19 protein-coding genes are annotated in these 16,021 nt (G+C 44.7%); 7 read left to right on the top strand and 12 right to left on the bottom strand.

Going from position 1 to position 16,021, the window contains the following annotated elements; genetic code table 11:
* Positions 1-31 precede the first annotated feature (31 nt).
* Entirely contained in the window at positions 32-1,069 is a 1,038-nt protein-coding gene (locus tag D0C36_RS06190; RefSeq protein ID WP_117390671.1) for an RluA family pseudouridine synthase, read from the top strand.
* 131 nt (positions 1,070-1,200) lie between these two features.
* A complete protein-coding gene (locus D0C36_RS06185; protein WP_117390670.1) occupies positions 1,201-2,034 on the top strand; it encodes an aminotransferase class IV in 834 nt (277 codons plus the stop codon).
* Between the two features lie 6 nt (positions 2,035-2,040).
* On the opposite strand, the gene D0C36_RS24935 is transcribed toward D0C36_RS06185, so the two are convergent.
* From D0C36_RS24935 to D0C36_RS06170, 3 genes are read right to left on the bottom strand one after another with little or no spacing between them, the layout of a single operon-like run.
* Entirely contained in the window at positions 2,041-2,337 is a 297-nt protein-coding gene (locus D0C36_RS24935; RefSeq protein WP_117390669.1) for a type II toxin-antitoxin system RelE/ParE family toxin, read from the bottom strand.
* A complete protein-coding gene (locus tag D0C36_RS06175; protein WP_117390668.1) occupies positions 2,321-2,560 on the bottom strand; it encodes a hypothetical protein in 240 nt (79 codons plus the stop codon). The genes D0C36_RS24935 and D0C36_RS06175 overlap by 17 nt, the downstream gene beginning before the upstream one ends.
* 41 nt (positions 2,561-2,601) lie before the next feature.
* The gene (locus tag D0C36_RS06170; protein WP_117390667.1) at positions 2,602-3,402 is read right to left on the bottom strand and encodes a DUF3050 domain-containing protein; all 801 of its coding nucleotides are present in this window, start codon (positions 3,400-3,402) and stop codon (positions 2,602-2,604) included.
* Positions 3,403-3,501: 99 nt separating this feature from the next.
* On the opposite strand from D0C36_RS06170, the gene D0C36_RS06165 reads away from it, so the two are divergent.
* Complete coding sequence (locus tag D0C36_RS06165; RefSeq protein ID WP_117390666.1) at positions 3,502-4,179, top strand: hypothetical protein; 678 nt, start codon at positions 3,502-3,504, stop codon at positions 4,177-4,179.
* Here D0C36_RS06165 and fmt read toward each other — a convergent pair.
* Positions 4,159-5,076: a methionyl-tRNA formyltransferase gene (gene fmt, locus D0C36_RS06160; RefSeq protein ID WP_199501970.1), complete on the bottom strand. Its 918-nt coding sequence runs from the start codon at positions 5,074-5,076 to the stop codon at positions 4,159-4,161. The genes D0C36_RS06165 and fmt overlap by 21 nt on opposite strands.
* Positions 5,077-5,185: 109 nt before the next feature.
* Positions 5,186-6,436: an exo-beta-N-acetylmuramidase NamZ family protein gene (locus D0C36_RS06155; RefSeq protein WP_117390664.1), complete on the bottom strand. Its 1,251-nt coding sequence runs from the start codon at positions 6,434-6,436 to the stop codon at positions 5,186-5,188.
* An 80-nt stretch (positions 6,437-6,516) separates the two neighbouring features.
* Between D0C36_RS06155 and D0C36_RS06150 the strand changes: the two genes are divergently transcribed.
* Positions 6,517-7,737, top strand: a complete 1,221-nt coding sequence (locus D0C36_RS06150) for an ABC transporter permease (RefSeq protein WP_117390663.1) — start codon at positions 6,517-6,519, stop codon at positions 7,735-7,737.
* Between the two features lie 49 nt (positions 7,738-7,786).
* On the opposite strand, the gene D0C36_RS06145 is transcribed toward D0C36_RS06150, so the two are convergent.
* The 6 genes from D0C36_RS06145 to D0C36_RS06120 form a co-directional block, all read right to left on the bottom strand.
* Complete coding sequence (locus tag D0C36_RS06145; protein ID WP_117390662.1) at positions 7,787-9,193, bottom strand: outer membrane beta-barrel protein; 1,407 nt, start codon at positions 9,191-9,193, stop codon at positions 7,787-7,789.
* Complete coding sequence (locus tag D0C36_RS06140; protein ID WP_117390661.1) at positions 9,186-9,740, bottom strand: RNA polymerase sigma factor; 555 nt, start codon at positions 9,738-9,740, stop codon at positions 9,186-9,188. Before D0C36_RS06140 ends, D0C36_RS06145 begins: the two co-directional genes overlap by 8 nt.
* Before the next feature lie 125 nt (positions 9,741-9,865).
* A complete protein-coding gene (locus D0C36_RS06135) occupies positions 9,866-10,324 on the bottom strand; it encodes a hypothetical protein (protein WP_117390660.1) in 459 nt (152 codons plus the stop codon).
* A 68-nt stretch (positions 10,325-10,392) separates the two neighbouring features.
* Positions 10,393-11,196 (bottom strand): nucleoside triphosphate pyrophosphohydrolase, encoded by an 804-nt coding sequence (mazG, locus tag D0C36_RS06130; protein WP_117390659.1) that lies wholly within the window; start codon positions 11,194-11,196, stop codon positions 10,393-10,395.
* A 262-nt stretch (positions 11,197-11,458) separates the two neighbouring features.
* Complete coding sequence (gene mnmD / locus D0C36_RS06125) at positions 11,459-12,157, bottom strand: tRNA (5-methylaminomethyl-2-thiouridine)(34)-methyltransferase MnmD (protein WP_117390658.1); 699 nt, start codon at positions 12,155-12,157, stop codon at positions 11,459-11,461.
* Between the two features lie 175 nt (positions 12,158-12,332).
* Complete coding sequence (locus D0C36_RS06120) at positions 12,333-12,665, bottom strand: hypothetical protein (RefSeq protein WP_117390657.1); 333 nt, start codon at positions 12,663-12,665, stop codon at positions 12,333-12,335.
* Positions 12,666-12,842: 177 nt separating this feature from the next.
* On the opposite strand from D0C36_RS06120, the gene D0C36_RS06115 reads away from it, so the two are divergent.
* From D0C36_RS06115 to D0C36_RS06105, 3 genes are read left to right on the top strand one after another with little or no spacing between them, the layout of a single operon-like run.
* Entirely contained in the window at positions 12,843-13,658 is an 816-nt protein-coding gene (locus tag D0C36_RS06115) for an N-acetylmuramoyl-L-alanine amidase family protein (protein WP_117390656.1), read from the top strand.
* A gap of 21 nt (positions 13,659-13,679) precedes the next feature.
* Positions 13,680-14,786: a Gfo/Idh/MocA family protein gene (locus tag D0C36_RS06110; protein WP_117390655.1), complete on the top strand. Its 1,107-nt coding sequence runs from the start codon at positions 13,680-13,682 to the stop codon at positions 14,784-14,786.
* Between the two features lie 19 nt (positions 14,787-14,805).
* On the top strand, positions 14,806-15,300 hold the full coding sequence (locus tag D0C36_RS06105) for a hypothetical protein (protein WP_117390654.1): 495 nt from the start codon (positions 14,806-14,808) through the stop codon (positions 15,298-15,300).
* On the opposite strand, the gene D0C36_RS06100 is transcribed toward D0C36_RS06105, so the two are convergent.
* The gene (locus D0C36_RS06100) at positions 15,297-15,932 is read right to left on the bottom strand and encodes a hypothetical protein (protein WP_117390653.1); all 636 of its coding nucleotides are present in this window, start codon (positions 15,930-15,932) and stop codon (positions 15,297-15,299) included. The two genes, D0C36_RS06105 and D0C36_RS06100, sit on opposite strands and share 4 nt — an antisense overlap.
* Positions 15,933-16,021 lie beyond the last annotated feature (89 nt).

Here is a 16,021-nt window from a genome sequence, read left to right as displayed (position 1 = left end):
ATCTGATTACAGAAACCTTTATTTTTGCAGCATGACGGACGATAACCTGATTATTGAGAGTGAAGAGCAGGATCTGTTTGAGCACCTGCGCATTGTGGTTGATAAAGGGCAATCGTTACTGCGTATTGATAAATTTTTGATGCACCGTGTTGAGAACGCATCGCGCAACCGCATACAAACCGCCATTGAGGCAGATAATGTACTGGTAAATGATAAACCTATCAAAGCTAGCTATAGGGTAAAGCCGCAGGATGTTATATCGGTAGTATTACCACATCCGCCGCGCGATACCGAAGTTTACCCGGAGAATATCCCCTTGGATATTGTTTACGAGGATGACGACGTACTGATAGTAAATAAACCTGCAGGTTTGGTAGTGCATCCGGGCTATAACAATTACACCGGTACGCTGGTGAACGGCCTGGTGTACCACTTTCAGCAACTGCCAACCCTGCCGGGCAATGACGGCCGCCCGGGGCTGGTGCACCGCATTGATAAAGATACCAGCGGCCTGCTGCTCATCAGTAAAAATGAGCGCAGCATGAACTACCTGGCCAAGCAATTCTTCGATCATACCATTAATCGCCGCTACCTGGCCCTTGCCTGGGGCGATATTGCTGAAGATGGCACTGTTACCGGCTACATTGGCCGCAGCCCCAACGACAGGCGCGTGATGTCGATATATGATGATCCTGAGAAAGGGAAATGGGCGGTAACGCATTACAAGGTGCTGGAGCGCCTGGGCTACGTTACTCTGATAGAATGTAAACTGGAAACGGGCCGTACCCATCAGATCCGTGCGCACATGAAACACATTGGGCACCCGCTGTTTAACGATGCCATGTACGGCGGCGACAAAATATTGAAAGGCACGGTGTTTAATAAATACCGCCAGTTTGTAGATAATTGTTTCGAGATAATGCCGAGGCAGGCCTTGCATGCGCAATCGCTGGGGTTTGTGCATCCGTCTAAAAAGACCAATATCTATTTTGAAGCGCCTTTACCTGCCGATTTTGAAGGTGCGCTGGAGAAATGGCGCAAATATGCAGGAGCCGAAAAAGAAGTTTAGTACGAAGAGAACAAAAGATCAGATCAGTCGTTTCAAAGCAAATACATTCCCCGATAAGTAATTTTTTCTGTTAAAAAGTGTTCATATAAATAAAGTTGTCAAACAGTCCTAATCTCACAACCCGACTACCTATGCCGGCTTTGATAAATTTTAACGGAGAACTAATACCAGAGGACAGCAAGCTGTTTACTGCAGCCAACCGTTCTTTCAGATACGGCGACGGCTTGTTTGAGAGCATGCGCATTATGAAGGGGAAACTTAAATTCCCCGAGTTGCACGCAGATCGCCTGCAGAAAGGCATGAAAGCGCTGAAGATAGACGGCTACTCGCAAACCGATACGTGGTTCCTGAAAGAGAAGGTAGAAGAGCTTGCCCGCCGCAACAAGATAAAACATGGGCGTGCACGTTTAACCGTATTCCGCGATGCGGAAGGGTTGTACACACCCACACAAAATAAAATGGCCTACTGCCTCGAGGTGCAGGCTATGGATGAGCCCCGTTACTACCTGAACGATAAAGGCCTGATAATGGATGTTTACAGCGAACTGAAAAAGCCTTTTAATTTCCTCTCAAACATAAAAACTTGCAACTCGCTTATCTACGTGATGGCCGGTCTGTTTAAACAACAGAACCGTTTGGATGATATTTTCCTGCTGAACGATAGTAGCAACCTTTGCGAAGCAGGCAGCTCAAACATATTTGTTTGGTATCAAAATCACCTGTACACCCCGGCCCTTAGCGAAGGTTGTGTAGAAGGCGTAATGCGCCGCGTGGTGATACAATTGGCCCGTGATAACAACATCCCCGTTACCGAAGCCCAGATAAACGCCGAAGTACTCAACGAAGCCGACGAAGTTTTCCTGACCAATGCCACCAAAGGCATCCAATGGGTGATGGGCTATGGCGTTAAACGCTACTTTAACCGCATCAGCAAAGCGCTGATGGATGAGTTGAATAAGTTGTAAGAAAAATTATCTCTTATCAGGATTTTGCCGCGTATCAAATAATCGTAGGATAACTATTCGTTTATCTGAGAGGTTATAGAATATTTTGAGACGCTTGTGTGCTACAAATACCCTAATGTTTTTGTCCGGAACCTCTAAGCTTCCAATTTCTGGAAAGTTGCTGATAAGGTCGAGAAAATTGATGATGAGATTTTTGAATCTTACGGCAGAAGCGCTTCCGAAATCGTTCCTGATATAGGTTAAAATTGTTTCAAGATCTTTCTCTGCGCGTTTGGATAAAGCTACTTTAAGACCAGTGGGCATATTTTGCTTTTAATTCATCGAGGGTAGTCAGATCATCGGCATCCTTACTTTCCTCGTAAGCATCGATAACGCTTTGTTGTTGATCTGAAGTAAGCGAACGCCAAACAGAACCTTCTGTGCGCAGTGATTGAGTCATCGCATCGAAAAATTGCTCTATTATTTGAGGATCATTTGTTTCATCGATCAGACGATGAAACTCAGATTTTAATTCGGCTAACTTCATATTATAAATATAATAAATCAACCCTTGCGAAACAAGTGGTTTTAAACCGTTGTTTCCGCCATACTCGCTTTTATACCTTCCAGTATGCCATCCCATAAGTTAATACGTGCTTGCAGGGCCTGTTCAACGGCAACGGTGGCTTCCTGCCATTTGGTATCGTCGGTGCCGCAAAGTTCGGCGGTCATTTCGTAGGCGAGGCTGGAGTGATGGTCGCCGTCAACTTCGATGTGGCGCTCCAGGTAGTACACAAAAATATCAAGCTTGCCGGCGGTCTCGCTGTTCAGTTTTTTTACAATACTGGTGAATATGCCGGGGATCAGATCCTCGCGGCCAAAAGTGAACACAGCAGCCTGCAGGTGGCTTTTGTCGGTTTCTATTACCTCAAAAGTATGCTCAACAAACTTGCGGGCAGCCTGCGGCATATCTGCACTCTTTAGTGCTTTTTTAACATCTTGCTGAACGCTAAGCTCTTTAAATAAGGATACAATGGCCGATGCGTTTGAGCCAGCCTGCTGCATGGCATTCAGGTACAGTTCAAAATGGCTGGTGCGGTTACCTTGCTGGTCAACATCACTTTCTTCGCCGGTTACTATCTCATTGATGAGGTAACGGGTATTGGCATTGCCAACCGGCATCCATGGCAGGGTTGTGCAGGTAAGGTTTTGCTGCAATACCTTCAGTAACGACATAAAATCCCACACCGCAAAAACGTGGTGTTGCATAAACAGATGCAACTCATCAAGTGTGTTAATGTGGTCATATAACGCATGGTTGATCAGTTGCTGACGAAGAGGTTCTATCTGTTGTTTTAACGCTGAAATGCGGGGATTAGATGCTAACATAGCCGTATTAATAAAATGTAAAAGTAGGGTTATTAGTGCAAATTGGCCGAACAGTTTCTACATTATGACGTTTGATTGATAACTAAAATCCGCCCACTAATGCTTACAGAAATACGCCCGCCCGATGGCGGATTAATATACACCGAGACCGATCTTCATCATTTGTTCCCCGAGCCATTCAATATGGTATCGTCCGCTTTATTTCTTATTCCCGGAATTTATTGGCTGATAAAAGTGAAGGGTTTCAGCCGTCAATACGCTTTCTTAAGTGTAGCAACCTGGCTTTTGCTCATCGGTTGTATTGGCAGCACCACCTACCACGGCCTGCGCCGATGGCCGGTATTTATCATGATGGATTGGGTGCCCATTGCCATATTATGCCTCATATCAAGCGTGTATTTCTGGATAAAATTTAGCGAGCGGAATTATATTGGCGCGATAGCGTTGCTGGTTTTCCTCGGATTAACATTCGGTATCAGAAGGTTTCTGCCTAAGTACGATATCCAGTTGATGATCAGCCTCAACTACACCATCATGGTGCTCATGATCGTATTGCCACTGATGCTGCTGCTATGGAAAATGCGCTGGCACAACAGCTGGCTGGTATTCTGTGCACTTGCATCATTCGGATTGGCCATCGGTTTCAGGGTGTACGATAAATATACCCCGCTAAGCATCGGCACACATTTCCTGTGGCATACCTTCGGGGCTATAGCCACCTCGCTGATGTTTGTGTTTATTTACAGGGTGAGTAGGTTACAACCGCACACCACGTAAAAACTCCTCAATGCCCATGCGTTTTTTACCTTCCAGCTGGATATCGGTTACGCTGATAAACCCATCTTTTGTGGCAAATTTAAGGGTGGTTTTATGGTTGGTAACAAAGCCGCCTGCAGATATACCCGGCTCGCCCTGTTCAAAGGTGGCGTTGTAGATCTTCAGCACTTTATCGTTAAGCATGGTGTAAGCCACCGGCGATGGGCTCAAGCCGCGGATATGGTTATATACCTGCTCGGCCGGCTGGTTAAAATCTATTCGGCAATCATCCTTGAAAATTTTAGGGGCATGTTTTAACGAGATGCCTTCGGCTAATTGTTCTTGCGGGTGCTCGTTGTATTTACCGCTTTCAACTGCTTTAACGGTTTTAACCAGCAGGCCTGCGCCTTTGGTCATGAGGCGGTCGTGCAAGTCGCCGGCGGTTTCGGTGCCGGTTAGGGTAACCTTCTCGGTGAACAATACATCGCCGGTATCTATCTCATGTTTCAGGAAGAACGTGGTTACACCGGTTTCTTTCTCGCCGTTGATGATAGCCCAGTTGATAGGCGCCGCACCACGGTATTGCGGCAACAAAGAAGCATGCAGGTTAATGGTACCTTTTGCCGGCATATTCCATACAATCTCGGGCAGCATCCTGAAAGCGACAACCACCTGCAGATCGGCTTTTAAAGCTTTCAGCTCGGTGATGAACTCTGCGCTTTTCAGTTTCTCCGGTTGCAAAACTTTTAACCCGTTGGCTACAGCGTATTGTTTTACGGCAGATTCGCTTACCTTTTGGCCTCTACCGGCAGGTTTATCGGGCGCAGTAACCACACCAACAACATCACATCCGGCGGTAATTAAAGCATCTAACGAAGCAACAGCGAAGGCAGGAGTGCCCATAAAAACAATTCTCATAGCGGAGAAGAAATTAATTAGTGATTTAGTGAATTAGTGAATGGGCGAATGCCTTACTTGAAAATTTGTAATCTACACATCTGCACATTTGAAATCTAACCTGTATGCGTTAATTGTATAACAAATATTTACTGCGGGTAGCCTTAAACTTTGCAAGGCCAGGCTCCCAGCTCCGGCGAATCTCGGCCTCGGTTTTACCTGCCGTTATCTGCTTGCGCAGTTCGGCATTACCGGCCAGCCTGTTAAAATAGGCGGTAAAAAAGTGCTCTTTGTCCGGGTAAATTTTGTACACTTCAATTAACCATGCCAAATTAAGTTTTCCGCTGCTGCGGATGGTTTGCATATTGTAATTTTTCAGGTCGAGGCCGTAGCAAACGGTATCTTTTAATGGTGGATTATCGCTCATGCCGGGGATGCTCACCGGTTTAAACGAAAACTCATATTTATCCTTCAGTTTAGGGCTGCCTATAACCTGGAAAGGGAACAAGGTGCCGCGACCCAAACTCAGCTTACTGCCCTCAAAAAAGCAGATGTGCGGGTACAGCAATATCGACTGCTGCGTATTCAAATTTGGTGAGGGGTTAACCGGCAAAGTATAATCCATATTGCGGTTATAGTTGCCCACCTTTACCAGTTTAAGCTTGCATTTTACTTTGTTTTTTAACCATCCTTCGCCGTTGATCATTTGGGCATACTCTGCAATGGTCATACCATGCAGGATGGGGATTGGGTGCATTCCCACAAACGAGCGGAAGCCTGCTGTGTCCAGCACAGGGCCATCAACATAAACACCGTTGGGGTTGGGCCTGTCTAAAACCATCAGTTCGATGTTGTTTTCGGCGCAAGCTTCCATTACGTAATGCAGGGTAGAGATGTAGGTGTAAAAACGTGTGCCTACATCCTGCACGTCAAAAATCATCAGGTCGATACCGCTAAGGTCTTCTTTGGTGGGTTTAAAATGCTTTCCGTATAAAGATATAGCAGGCAAACCGGTAACCGGGTCTTTAGTGCTGTTCACCGTTGCGCCATCGCTGGCATCGCCCCTAAAACCGTGCTCGGGGCCGTAGATCTTTTTCACATCAACGCCCAGTTTCAGCAGGCTATCAACCAATGGTTTTTTATTTGGGCCGATGATGGATGTCTGGTTTATAAGCATCCCCACCTTACGGCCTTTAAGATAAGGCAGATAGAGATCCGTGCGCTCGGCAGCGGGCAATATAGGGTTAGTAACCTGCTTAACGCTTACCGCTTTTTTAGTGCCGCTATCAGTTTTGTTCTTTTTTACCTGTGCAAAATTATCGCAGCTACTGGCAAGCATGCCGGCGGTTAATAGAAGTGTGTATATTTTTATGCCTTTCATAAGTGTTTTTTAAAGCAAAAATTATGGCAGTATGTTACGTGTAAAAACGCATCTTTGCGAAGGTACAAAAACATTCTACATTGAATTTCGCCTCGTTTATATCAAGCCGCATAACATTTAAAAGCAAACGCACTTTCTCAAAGCTCATTGTGCGTATTGCCATCATCGGTATTATGCTGGGCCTTGGTGTAATGATACTTTCTATTGCCATCATCCGAGGGTTTAAACAAGAGATACGCGAAAAAGTTAGAGGCTTTGCCGGAGATATGCAAGTTGTGAAGACGGATAACAACGTTTCATACGAGCGATCGGCCTTTATAGATAGTGCCGTTTACGTAAAAGGGATCCGTTCGGTAAACCTGGTGCATGATGTACACCCTTATGCTACAAAGCCCGCCATTATTAAGGCCAATAACGAGATAGAGGGTATAATACTAAAAGGTGTAGACAGCACTTATAATTGGGATTTTCTGAAGAAAAATCTTGTTGCCGGTAAGGTGATGAACTTTGCTGACTCGGCCGAGGCTATGAAACAGATCATGATATCGCAAACTACGGCTAACCGCCTTAAGCTAAAAGCCGGAGACGACCTGTGGATCTATTTTGTGCAGGAACCCGTGCGTAAGCGCAAACTAAAAATAGTTGGTGTGTTTGATATTGGGGTTGAAGAGGTTGATAAAACCTTTGTAATAGGCGACCTTAACCTGGTGCGCCGCCTAAACGATTGGAACGAAGGCCAAATAGGCGGCTACGAAGTGCGCGTTAATGATTTTAATGATATTGCCACCGCTGCCGATGCAATTGACAGCCGCATCCCTATAACGCTTAAATCGTACACTGTACTTGAGAATTACCCCACCATATTTGAGTGGCTTAACATGCTTGATGTGAATATAGCGGTGATGCTGGTACTAATGATAGTGGTAGCTGTGATCAATATGATATCGGCCTTACTGATCATGATACTGGAACGTACGTCTATGATAGGTATGTTTAAGGCAATGGGTGCAGGCAACTGGCTCATCCAAAAAGTGTTTTTATATAATGCGGCCTGGCTAATTGGCCTTGGGTTAATATTGGGAAATGCACTTGGTTTAGGCTTGGGTTTTTTCCAGGCCAATACGCATTTCTTTAAGCTCGATCAAGGGTCATATTACATGACTTTTGTTCCTATAGAGTTCAGGTTGATGGATGTTTTGATGCTTAACGCCGGTACGCTGGTAGTTTGCCTGCTGGTGCTTATTATTCCATCAATGCTGGTTACACGCATTACACCGGTTAGGGCTATTAGGTTTAAATAAAAAAAGCCCGAAAACGGGCTTTGCAATATTTTATTGATAGAAACTACTTTTATCTTTTACCGCCTTTAAAACTGAATTTAAGGTTTACGCCTCCAGATCCGAAACGGATATCCTGCGCACCCAAACCACCAAGCGGATATTTTACAAACGGCTCAACTATCAGCCTGTTGGTGCCTACCGGATAGCCGATACCAAACGACAGGTTAAGCATTTTACCAAAGTAAAAATTGTTGCTGCTGTGCGTGGTCTCGTTATGGTCTTCGGCCGCGCCGGTGTTGTTGGCCACGGCGCCGTTACTGTAGGTGTACTTGTAAGTATAGTTCTCATCAAAGAAAGTACCCGAACTTAAACCTGCTGATATAAATGCATCTGTTTTATCGGGATTGAACTCATATTTTAAGTTTACCGGTACATCAATACCCAGCATACTTACATTGTAATTTCTGAACACCGGCACTGCTGCAGACATGGCAAACAAAGCCGCATCTTTTAATACAGGTGCCTTAGCCGCTGCCGCAAAGGCGGCTTGCGGTGCTGTTGCAGCAGAACCATAGTTAAGTGAGTTTTGCGCCAGTGCCACACCGGTTGATAGTTTCAACTTTTTGCTCAGCTTAAAATCCGAAGAAAAACCTGCACCGGCATTCATCTGGTTGCTGCTCCCTTCAGAGTAGTTAAAGTAAGTTGTTGCGTACACAGCAAATGTTACCTTTTTATCGCCCTGCTTGTTAGCTGTATTCTTTTGTGCCGATTGGTTACGCTTTTCCTGCTCAAACATATCCATGATGCTGTTTTGCTTGGGCTTAGGCGTAGCAGTTGCAGCCATCGTATTTTGCTGAGGTTGTACAGCGGTAGCATTGAGGTTATCGTCAGCAGGTTTGGTAGCTTGCGCCAGTTGCGGTTGTTGAACTGCTGATGGTAATGTTTGTACACTATCAGCAGGTGTTGTAAGCACGGCTGTAGCAGGAGTATTTTTTGCTTGCGCAATGGCTGTGCTATTTTCAGGTACTACCACCTTAGCCGGTTGTTGGGTAACGGGTATGGTTACTACGGTGTTGTTAGCCGGATAGTTAACGCGCGGTGTTACCCCTAATGATTGCACATAAGGGCTTACATAAGATTGTTTAACATCTGACGGATTAGTTTTGGCAACAACAGGTTGCTGCTGTACAACCGTATTGCTGATCACAGAATCCTTAACCGGTTGTTTTATTGCTGGTTTAAGAGCTATCGTATTTTGAGTATCATCAAAACCGTTACGCCATAGGCCAATGCCCAACACCACCAAAATAATGGCAGCAGCACTGCTCCACCAAAGCCAGGCAACTTTGTTGTGCTTTTCTTCGGCAGGGAATTTTTTTCTTAATTCGGCCCAGCCATGTTCAACAGGTGGGTATTCATAATTATCGAATACTTCCCTGATGCGGTTGTTTAGCCTGTTGTCAAACTGCTCATCCATGGTTTCGTGATTCGATTGTTATCAGATGTCTGAGCTTTTCTTTTGCCCGGCTCAGGTAAACCCTTGATGAGCTGGCCGGCAGGTTTAGTATCTGGCCTATCTCATCATGGTTATAACCATCTATTTCGTACATATTAAAAATTGTAAGCTGTATTTGCGGCAACTGCTTCATCAGCTTTAAAATATCCTGTGCATTTAAATTTTCAATTGCGCTGGCGTTACTGCCAACATCATAAGCTTCGTCAATATCAGTATTGGCCTGGTGTTTAAGTTCCTTACGCCTCCTGTCAATTGCTGTATTAACCACTATGGTACGCAACCACGCTCTAAAAGGCTTATCGGTATTATAGGTTTTTATATTGTTAAATATCTTTATAAAAGCATCGTTCACAACTTCAAGCGCATCATCTTCATTAAGACTGTAACGCATACTTACACCCATGGCATACCCATAGAACTGCTTATACAACAATTCCTGGTGTTTAATACTGCCCGATTTACATTTACTGACGATTTCTTCCTCAGTAATGCGATGAAGTAGATGCATCTAATGGTAACACTGCTTAATTGACAATATACAATACGCCCCTTAACCCAAAACGTTACAACCACCCCGAAATATTTATTGCAACCGCAGTTATATATGTGCGCTTAAAAACCTGATATGGTTTTTTAATTTACTTTTTTAAGGTCGTATTCAAAGGCAACCGAATCGCCAATTACAGTTTTCATTTGCAAAATGCTGCCGTTATAAACATATAGGTAAGTGCCATGCAAATGCGCTTTGCCGTTTACTATAGGCGCATTTTTAGCGGCATTGGCAGCAGATAAGGTACTATCGGCAAAACCAATGGCCTGGCTGGTTGTGCCCCAACGCCCTTTGCTGCCGGCGTGTATAACAGCGGTATCGCCGGTTACAGAATACCTGGCTGTTGCTTGTGAAAGCGAAAGCTTTATGTTAGCTTTTACTGTATCAATAGTAGTTTTATTTGATTTTTTGCTGATTAGCCTAAACTCACCGGCAAATGTGCCATCGGGATCCAAAACCGGCGGGGCCTCAGTAGTTTTTAAACACCCCGATGTTAGTGCTGCACCCAATAAAACCGGGATCAAATATCTTAATCGTTTCATATATGAATTGAATTACAAATTAGATTACGTGGCGGGTTTTTAAAACGCTACAACTTTTAAATAAATGTTTAAACTTTTTTTGCTTCTTCCCAAAATACATCCATCTCGGTTAAACTCATGTCGTGCAGGTTTTTACCGTGCTCTTTTGCCTTTTGTTCAAGGTACTGAAAACGTTTGATAAACTTACGATTGGTCTTTTCTAAAGCATCTTCGGGGTTGATGTCAATAAAACGGGCGTAGTTGATGAGCGAGAATAATAAGTCGCCAAATTCGCCTTCGGCTTTCTCTTTATCGATGGCTGTTTCGTCAGCTATGTTAAACTCCTCTTTAAATTCCTGCAACTCTTCCTCAACCTTGGCCCAAACCTGGTCCTTGTTCTCCCAATCAAACCCAACGCCGCGCGCTTTCTCCTGTATGCGCGATGCTTTAACCAGCGCAGGTAATGATGCAGGCACTCCGCCCAAAACAGATTTATTGCCCTCTTTCAGTTTTATCTGTTCCCAATTGCGTTTAACATCGGCCTCGTCATTAACATGGGTATCGCTGTATATGTGCGGGTGGCGATTGATGAGTTTATCACAGATACTGTTGAGTACATCGGTAACGTTAAAATCATTAGTTTCTGATGCTATGTGCGAATAGAAAACCAGGTGCAACATAATATCACCCAATTCTTTTTTTATCTCGGTCATATCACCGCTCAAAATGGCGTCAGATAGTTCGTAGGTTTCTTCGATAGTGAGGTGGCGCAGGCTCTCGAGGGTTTGTTTCTTATCCCATGGGCAGTTCATGCGCAGGTCGTCCATTATGGTGAGCAGGCGCTCAAATGCGCCGCTTGGGTTATTTGATGCAACAGGTGCTGTTAAAGCCATAGTATTTTTTGTGTTTATAACAAAGGTACTTATTCAGTTGGCAGTTTGCAGTGCGCAGTTGGCAGTATTTGATTTGCAATGAATACCAGTTTGCAGCTATTAGTTGGCAGTTTGCAGGTGGGCGTTGGTAATAAAAATGTGACAAATAAAAATTACAAGGTATTAACCATTAGGGAGTTGATGAGTAAAAACGTGTACTGCAAACTGCGCGGTGCGTACAGACTACTGAACAGCTTACAAAAGCCTGCCGACTGAAAACTGCCTACTGCGAACTCGCGACAGCGCGGAGCATTTCGCGTTTGCCGGGTGCCCCGGGCGCCTTTTCCACTTTAAGCCCTAAAGCCTTTATACTTCGTTTTAAATTACCTGTAATGGCGTAGGTTACAAACACGCCACCCGGTTTCAGGAATTTTAAGGTGTGGGCAATGGCGGTATCGTCCCACATTTCGGGTTGGTGGATGGCGGCAAAGGCATCAAAATAGATGACATCAAATAACTGGTCTGACTGGAAACTCAGCAGCTGCGTAACGCCTATTTCAAACCGCGTATTGCTGTCCATATCAACGTTTTTGCTTAATGCTAATGGATAATTGCTGATGAAATTTTGCCAGGTAGCAGCACTCGTAAAGCCTTCATAACCGGTATCGGCGATCATTTCTGAGGATAGGGGATAGGCCTCGATGCCGGTATATTGGAGTTGGATATTTTGCTCTTTACAATAATCGGCAGTGAGTAAAAAGTTTAAACCGGTGCCAAAACCAACCTCTAAAACCGAAACGCTATCACATGGATTTAACTCCAGGAAATGCTGCAAGCCCGACTTTAGAAAAACGTGTTTGCTCTCCTGTAACGCCCCGTGCTTGGAGTGATAGTTTTCGCCTACTAACGCATTATAAATGGTTTTTGAGCCGTCGGCAGTGGTTACTATGCTGAGGTGGGTGGCTTGTTCTTGATTGCTCATTGGCGGTAAAATTAGCCAATCGTGCTTGTAATCAGAAACAGTGTAGAGTTTTACTCACCCCGACGGCGCTACGCGCGTCGACCCTCTCTGCTTCGCAAAGAGGGTGAGCAAAGGAAATGTGTGTTTTTATAACTCCCCTCTTTGCGAAGCAGAGAGGGGGCAGGCGGTGAGTCACCTACGCCGTCATGGCAATCAAACGGTTAAGGCGGTTGCAGTAATCCGGTAATGAGATAAGGCCCCTATCGTAATCGGCCACCAGGGCATCAAGTTGCTGTTCAACAGCACTGTGGTCATAACGGCGATCGTTAACGGCTGCTTTAAGGGCACGCATTTTATGCTCCGCCGATTTTTTCATCATCATTGGTTGCGTATCTTTAGCCTGCACAAGTACTTTACTTAACTTCTCCCTGTTCTTTTTATCAAAAACAAGAATAAAGTATACCAGTGTTGAACCTACCACTAAAAAGTAGAAAAAAATTGCTGTCGGTGTTGTAAATAGTTCGCTCATATAAATTATCCGCTCCAAATTCAATTTATAGTGACAGGTTGTTTAGTTTCAATTATTACGGAAGCTTTTAACTTTAGGTTGCAACTGTTTAAAAAGAATTTAACTAATGCGCATATCTACTATTATCAATTTCACAAATCACCGTGCGTTTTAGTTTAATCCGTATACCTTTGCGGCATGTTAAACAGGCACTTAACAACAACTATCACTTTTATTGCATTTTTAATAATTAATAACCAGGTAGTATCTGCACAAACCAAAAGCAAAAAGGCTGCCGAAGAATTGAAGGCGGGGTTCAAATTCAAAACCATTGTTATCGACCCCGGGCATGGCGGTAAAGACCCCGGTTCGCATGGTACTTATTCAAAAGAGAAAACCGTTGCATTAGAGATAGGCAAAAAGCTGAAGGCTATGCTAAATGAGGCCATGCCATCGGTAGATGTGATCATGACGCGCAGTACCGATAAGTTTGTTGAGTTGCATAAACGTGCAGATATCGCAAACGATAATAAGGCAAATCTGTTTATATCAATACATTGTAACTCGTCGCCGCAAAAAGTAGGTACGCACCGGGGCGTGTTGTTACTGGTTTATGGTTTTCATCGCAAGCAGGAGCAAATGGAAGCTATGCGCGAGAATGCCTCTATTTTTATTGAGAAAGATTACAAAAAGAAATATAACGGTTACAGTGAGGATGCTGCAGTAAACGCCATTATTATGAGCGCCTATCAGCAGCGTTTCCGTAAGCAGAGCGTTCATTTTGGCAGCCTGCTAAATACCGAGTTTAAAGAGAACAACGGGCGGCGTAGCCTTGGGGTTAAAGAGCAAGGGGTGCTGGTGCTGCAGCAAAGCGGCATGCCGGGCCTGCTTATCGAGACCGGGTTTATTAATAACCCGAGCGACGAGAAATACCTTAACTCAAACGAAGGGCAGAATGCCATAGCCCGCTCTATAGTTAACGCGGTAAGGAAATACCGCGAAGGGTTTGATTGATAACTAAAAAACACACAGGCCATGAAACCGGAAACTAAAACATCGCGCAGAGATTTTATACGTAAAGGTTCATTAATGGCAGGTGTGCTGGCGGTTAGTCCGGCGGTGTTATCTGCTGCCTGTGCTGCGCCCGATAAAAAGCTGGGTATTGCCTTAGTTGGTTTGGGCGGCTATGCCGGTGGTTTGTTAGCGCCCGCTTTACAGAAAACCGCTAATTGCTACCTGGCAGGTATTGTTACCGGCACCCCCGCAAAGGCTGTTGAATGGGCTAAGAAATACAACATCCCGCAAAAGAATATCTACAACTACCAAACGTTTGATGAGATAGCCAATAATCCTGATATTGATATTGTTTACGTGGTGCTGCCGGTATCAATGCATAAAGAATTTACTATCCGCGCTGCCAAAGCCGGTAAGCATGTAATATGCGAAAAGCCGATGGCGCTTAACGCTGCCGACTGCCGCGCGATGATAGCAGCTTGCAGGCAAGCAAACCGTTTACTATCCATAGGTTATCGCCTGCATTTTGAACCGCATAACCAGGAAGCCATGCGCCTTGGGCAAAAACAGGTTTTAGGCAAGGTTACCATTATTGAAACAGGTAACGGCTTTGTGTACGGCGGCAACCCTAACGCCTGGCGCTTAAAGAAAGCCCTTGCAGGTGGCGGCGGGCTGATGGATATGGGCATCTACGCCATACAGGCGGCTCGTTATACGCTGGGGCAGGAACCAATTGCTGTAAAAGCCACCCAGGAAAAAAACAACCCCGACCTGTTTAAAGAAGTGGATGAAACTGTTTTTTGGGAACTGAAGTTCCCCGGCGGGCAAAAGGTGACCGGCAAATCAAGCTATAACGATAACCTGGGTTTTCTGCGTGTAACTGCTGAGAAAGGCAAGTTTGATGTAGAACCGGCCTACGGTTACGACGGCATTGATGGCCATGTGAACGGCAAGCAGATGGATCTTCCCAACATTAACCAGCAGGCCGCACAGATGGATGATTTTGCTACCTGTGTACGCCTCAACAAACAAAGCCGCGTGCCCGGCGAAGAGGGTGAGAAGGATATGAAAGTGATTGATGCTATTTACCGTAGTTTGGATAGTGGCAAATGGGAGAAGATCGGGTAAAATTCTTTACTTTCATAAGATGAAGATCCTGCCGCGAGACAGCTTTACTATTTATACCAGCAAACCAGAACAGGAAGTGCGCGATTTGCTGGATAAGAATATCTCTTACGAGAAATATAATTTTTTAAGAAAAGCAAACGTTGATGATACCTATTTCAGTGGATACATTGTAGACGGCTTTTTTGATGTTAAAAGGCGTATACAATACCGTAATCCTTTTCTGCCCCAAATACGCGGCGTTATTAAACCCATGGGTAGCGGTAGTACCATTAAGGTTGAAATGGAGATACAGGGCCTTATAATTGTTTTTATGAGTTTGTGGATCTGCGGGGCTGCCTCTGGCGCCATAGCGACTACAATTAGCTTGTTTACACAACCAGATCCAAGTTTTGCGGTGCTATTTGTGTGGTTAATGCCATTAGCCGGCTATGCTATGGCGTACGGTGGTTTTAGTTATGAACGTAATGTAAATAAAGAGTTTCTACTAACTCTTGTGGATGGTCAAATCGACTAATAATCCCTTCGGCCCAATCTTAAAACCACACCCAGGAAAATACCGCCCGAAGAATAATTTATGGGCGCATAGTATTGCGACCTTAAACGGTTAAGCCCTTTGCCAAAGTTTGAGCTATCGTAACCCAATCTTAACGAAACGTTGGTTTTGCTGCCCGGGAAACTCATCTCAACAGCCGGGGCTAAGTTTAGGGCGAAGCCTGCGTTAACAGTTTGGTTCTCTATCTGTTTATCATCGGCGCCTATATAAGTTTGCGTTACTATTCCCCATCCATAATTGTAGCCACCTTTTACAGTAACTACTGCAGAAAATTTCAACTCCTGCTCGGGGTTAAAACAGTACCGCGGGCTTATGCCGAGACCGGCATAAAAAGTTGTGCCGTCAAACTGGCGCAGATCGGGCAGGTCATGCTTATAGTTCAGGAAATCTGCAAAAGGGGCAATATCAATTCCGGCGCGGCCATGGGCAAACTCGCGACTGTAACCTAACTCAAAACCAAATGAGGCGTATTTAGAATCGGTAAAAGATGCCGCGGGGCTTATGGCTTTTATGTTTGCCAAAAAGCTGTTTTGGGCGTTGGCGGCAAAAGAAACGAGCAGTACAAAAGCGGATGTGATAAGGAAGCGATTCATTTAGGTTGATGTTTCAGAAAGGGCTAAAATACCCGCGAAGCGTGAAAATAAAATGAAAACGCATCGCCGTTTCAAGTGAGCGTGAACAC

It is taken from the genome of Mucilaginibacter conchicola, assembly GCF_003432115.1.
Classification (GTDB): Bacteria; Bacteroidota; Bacteroidia; order Sphingobacteriales; family Sphingobacteriaceae; genus Mucilaginibacter; species Mucilaginibacter conchicola.
This window is presented reverse-complemented; position numbering and strand designations above follow the sequence as displayed.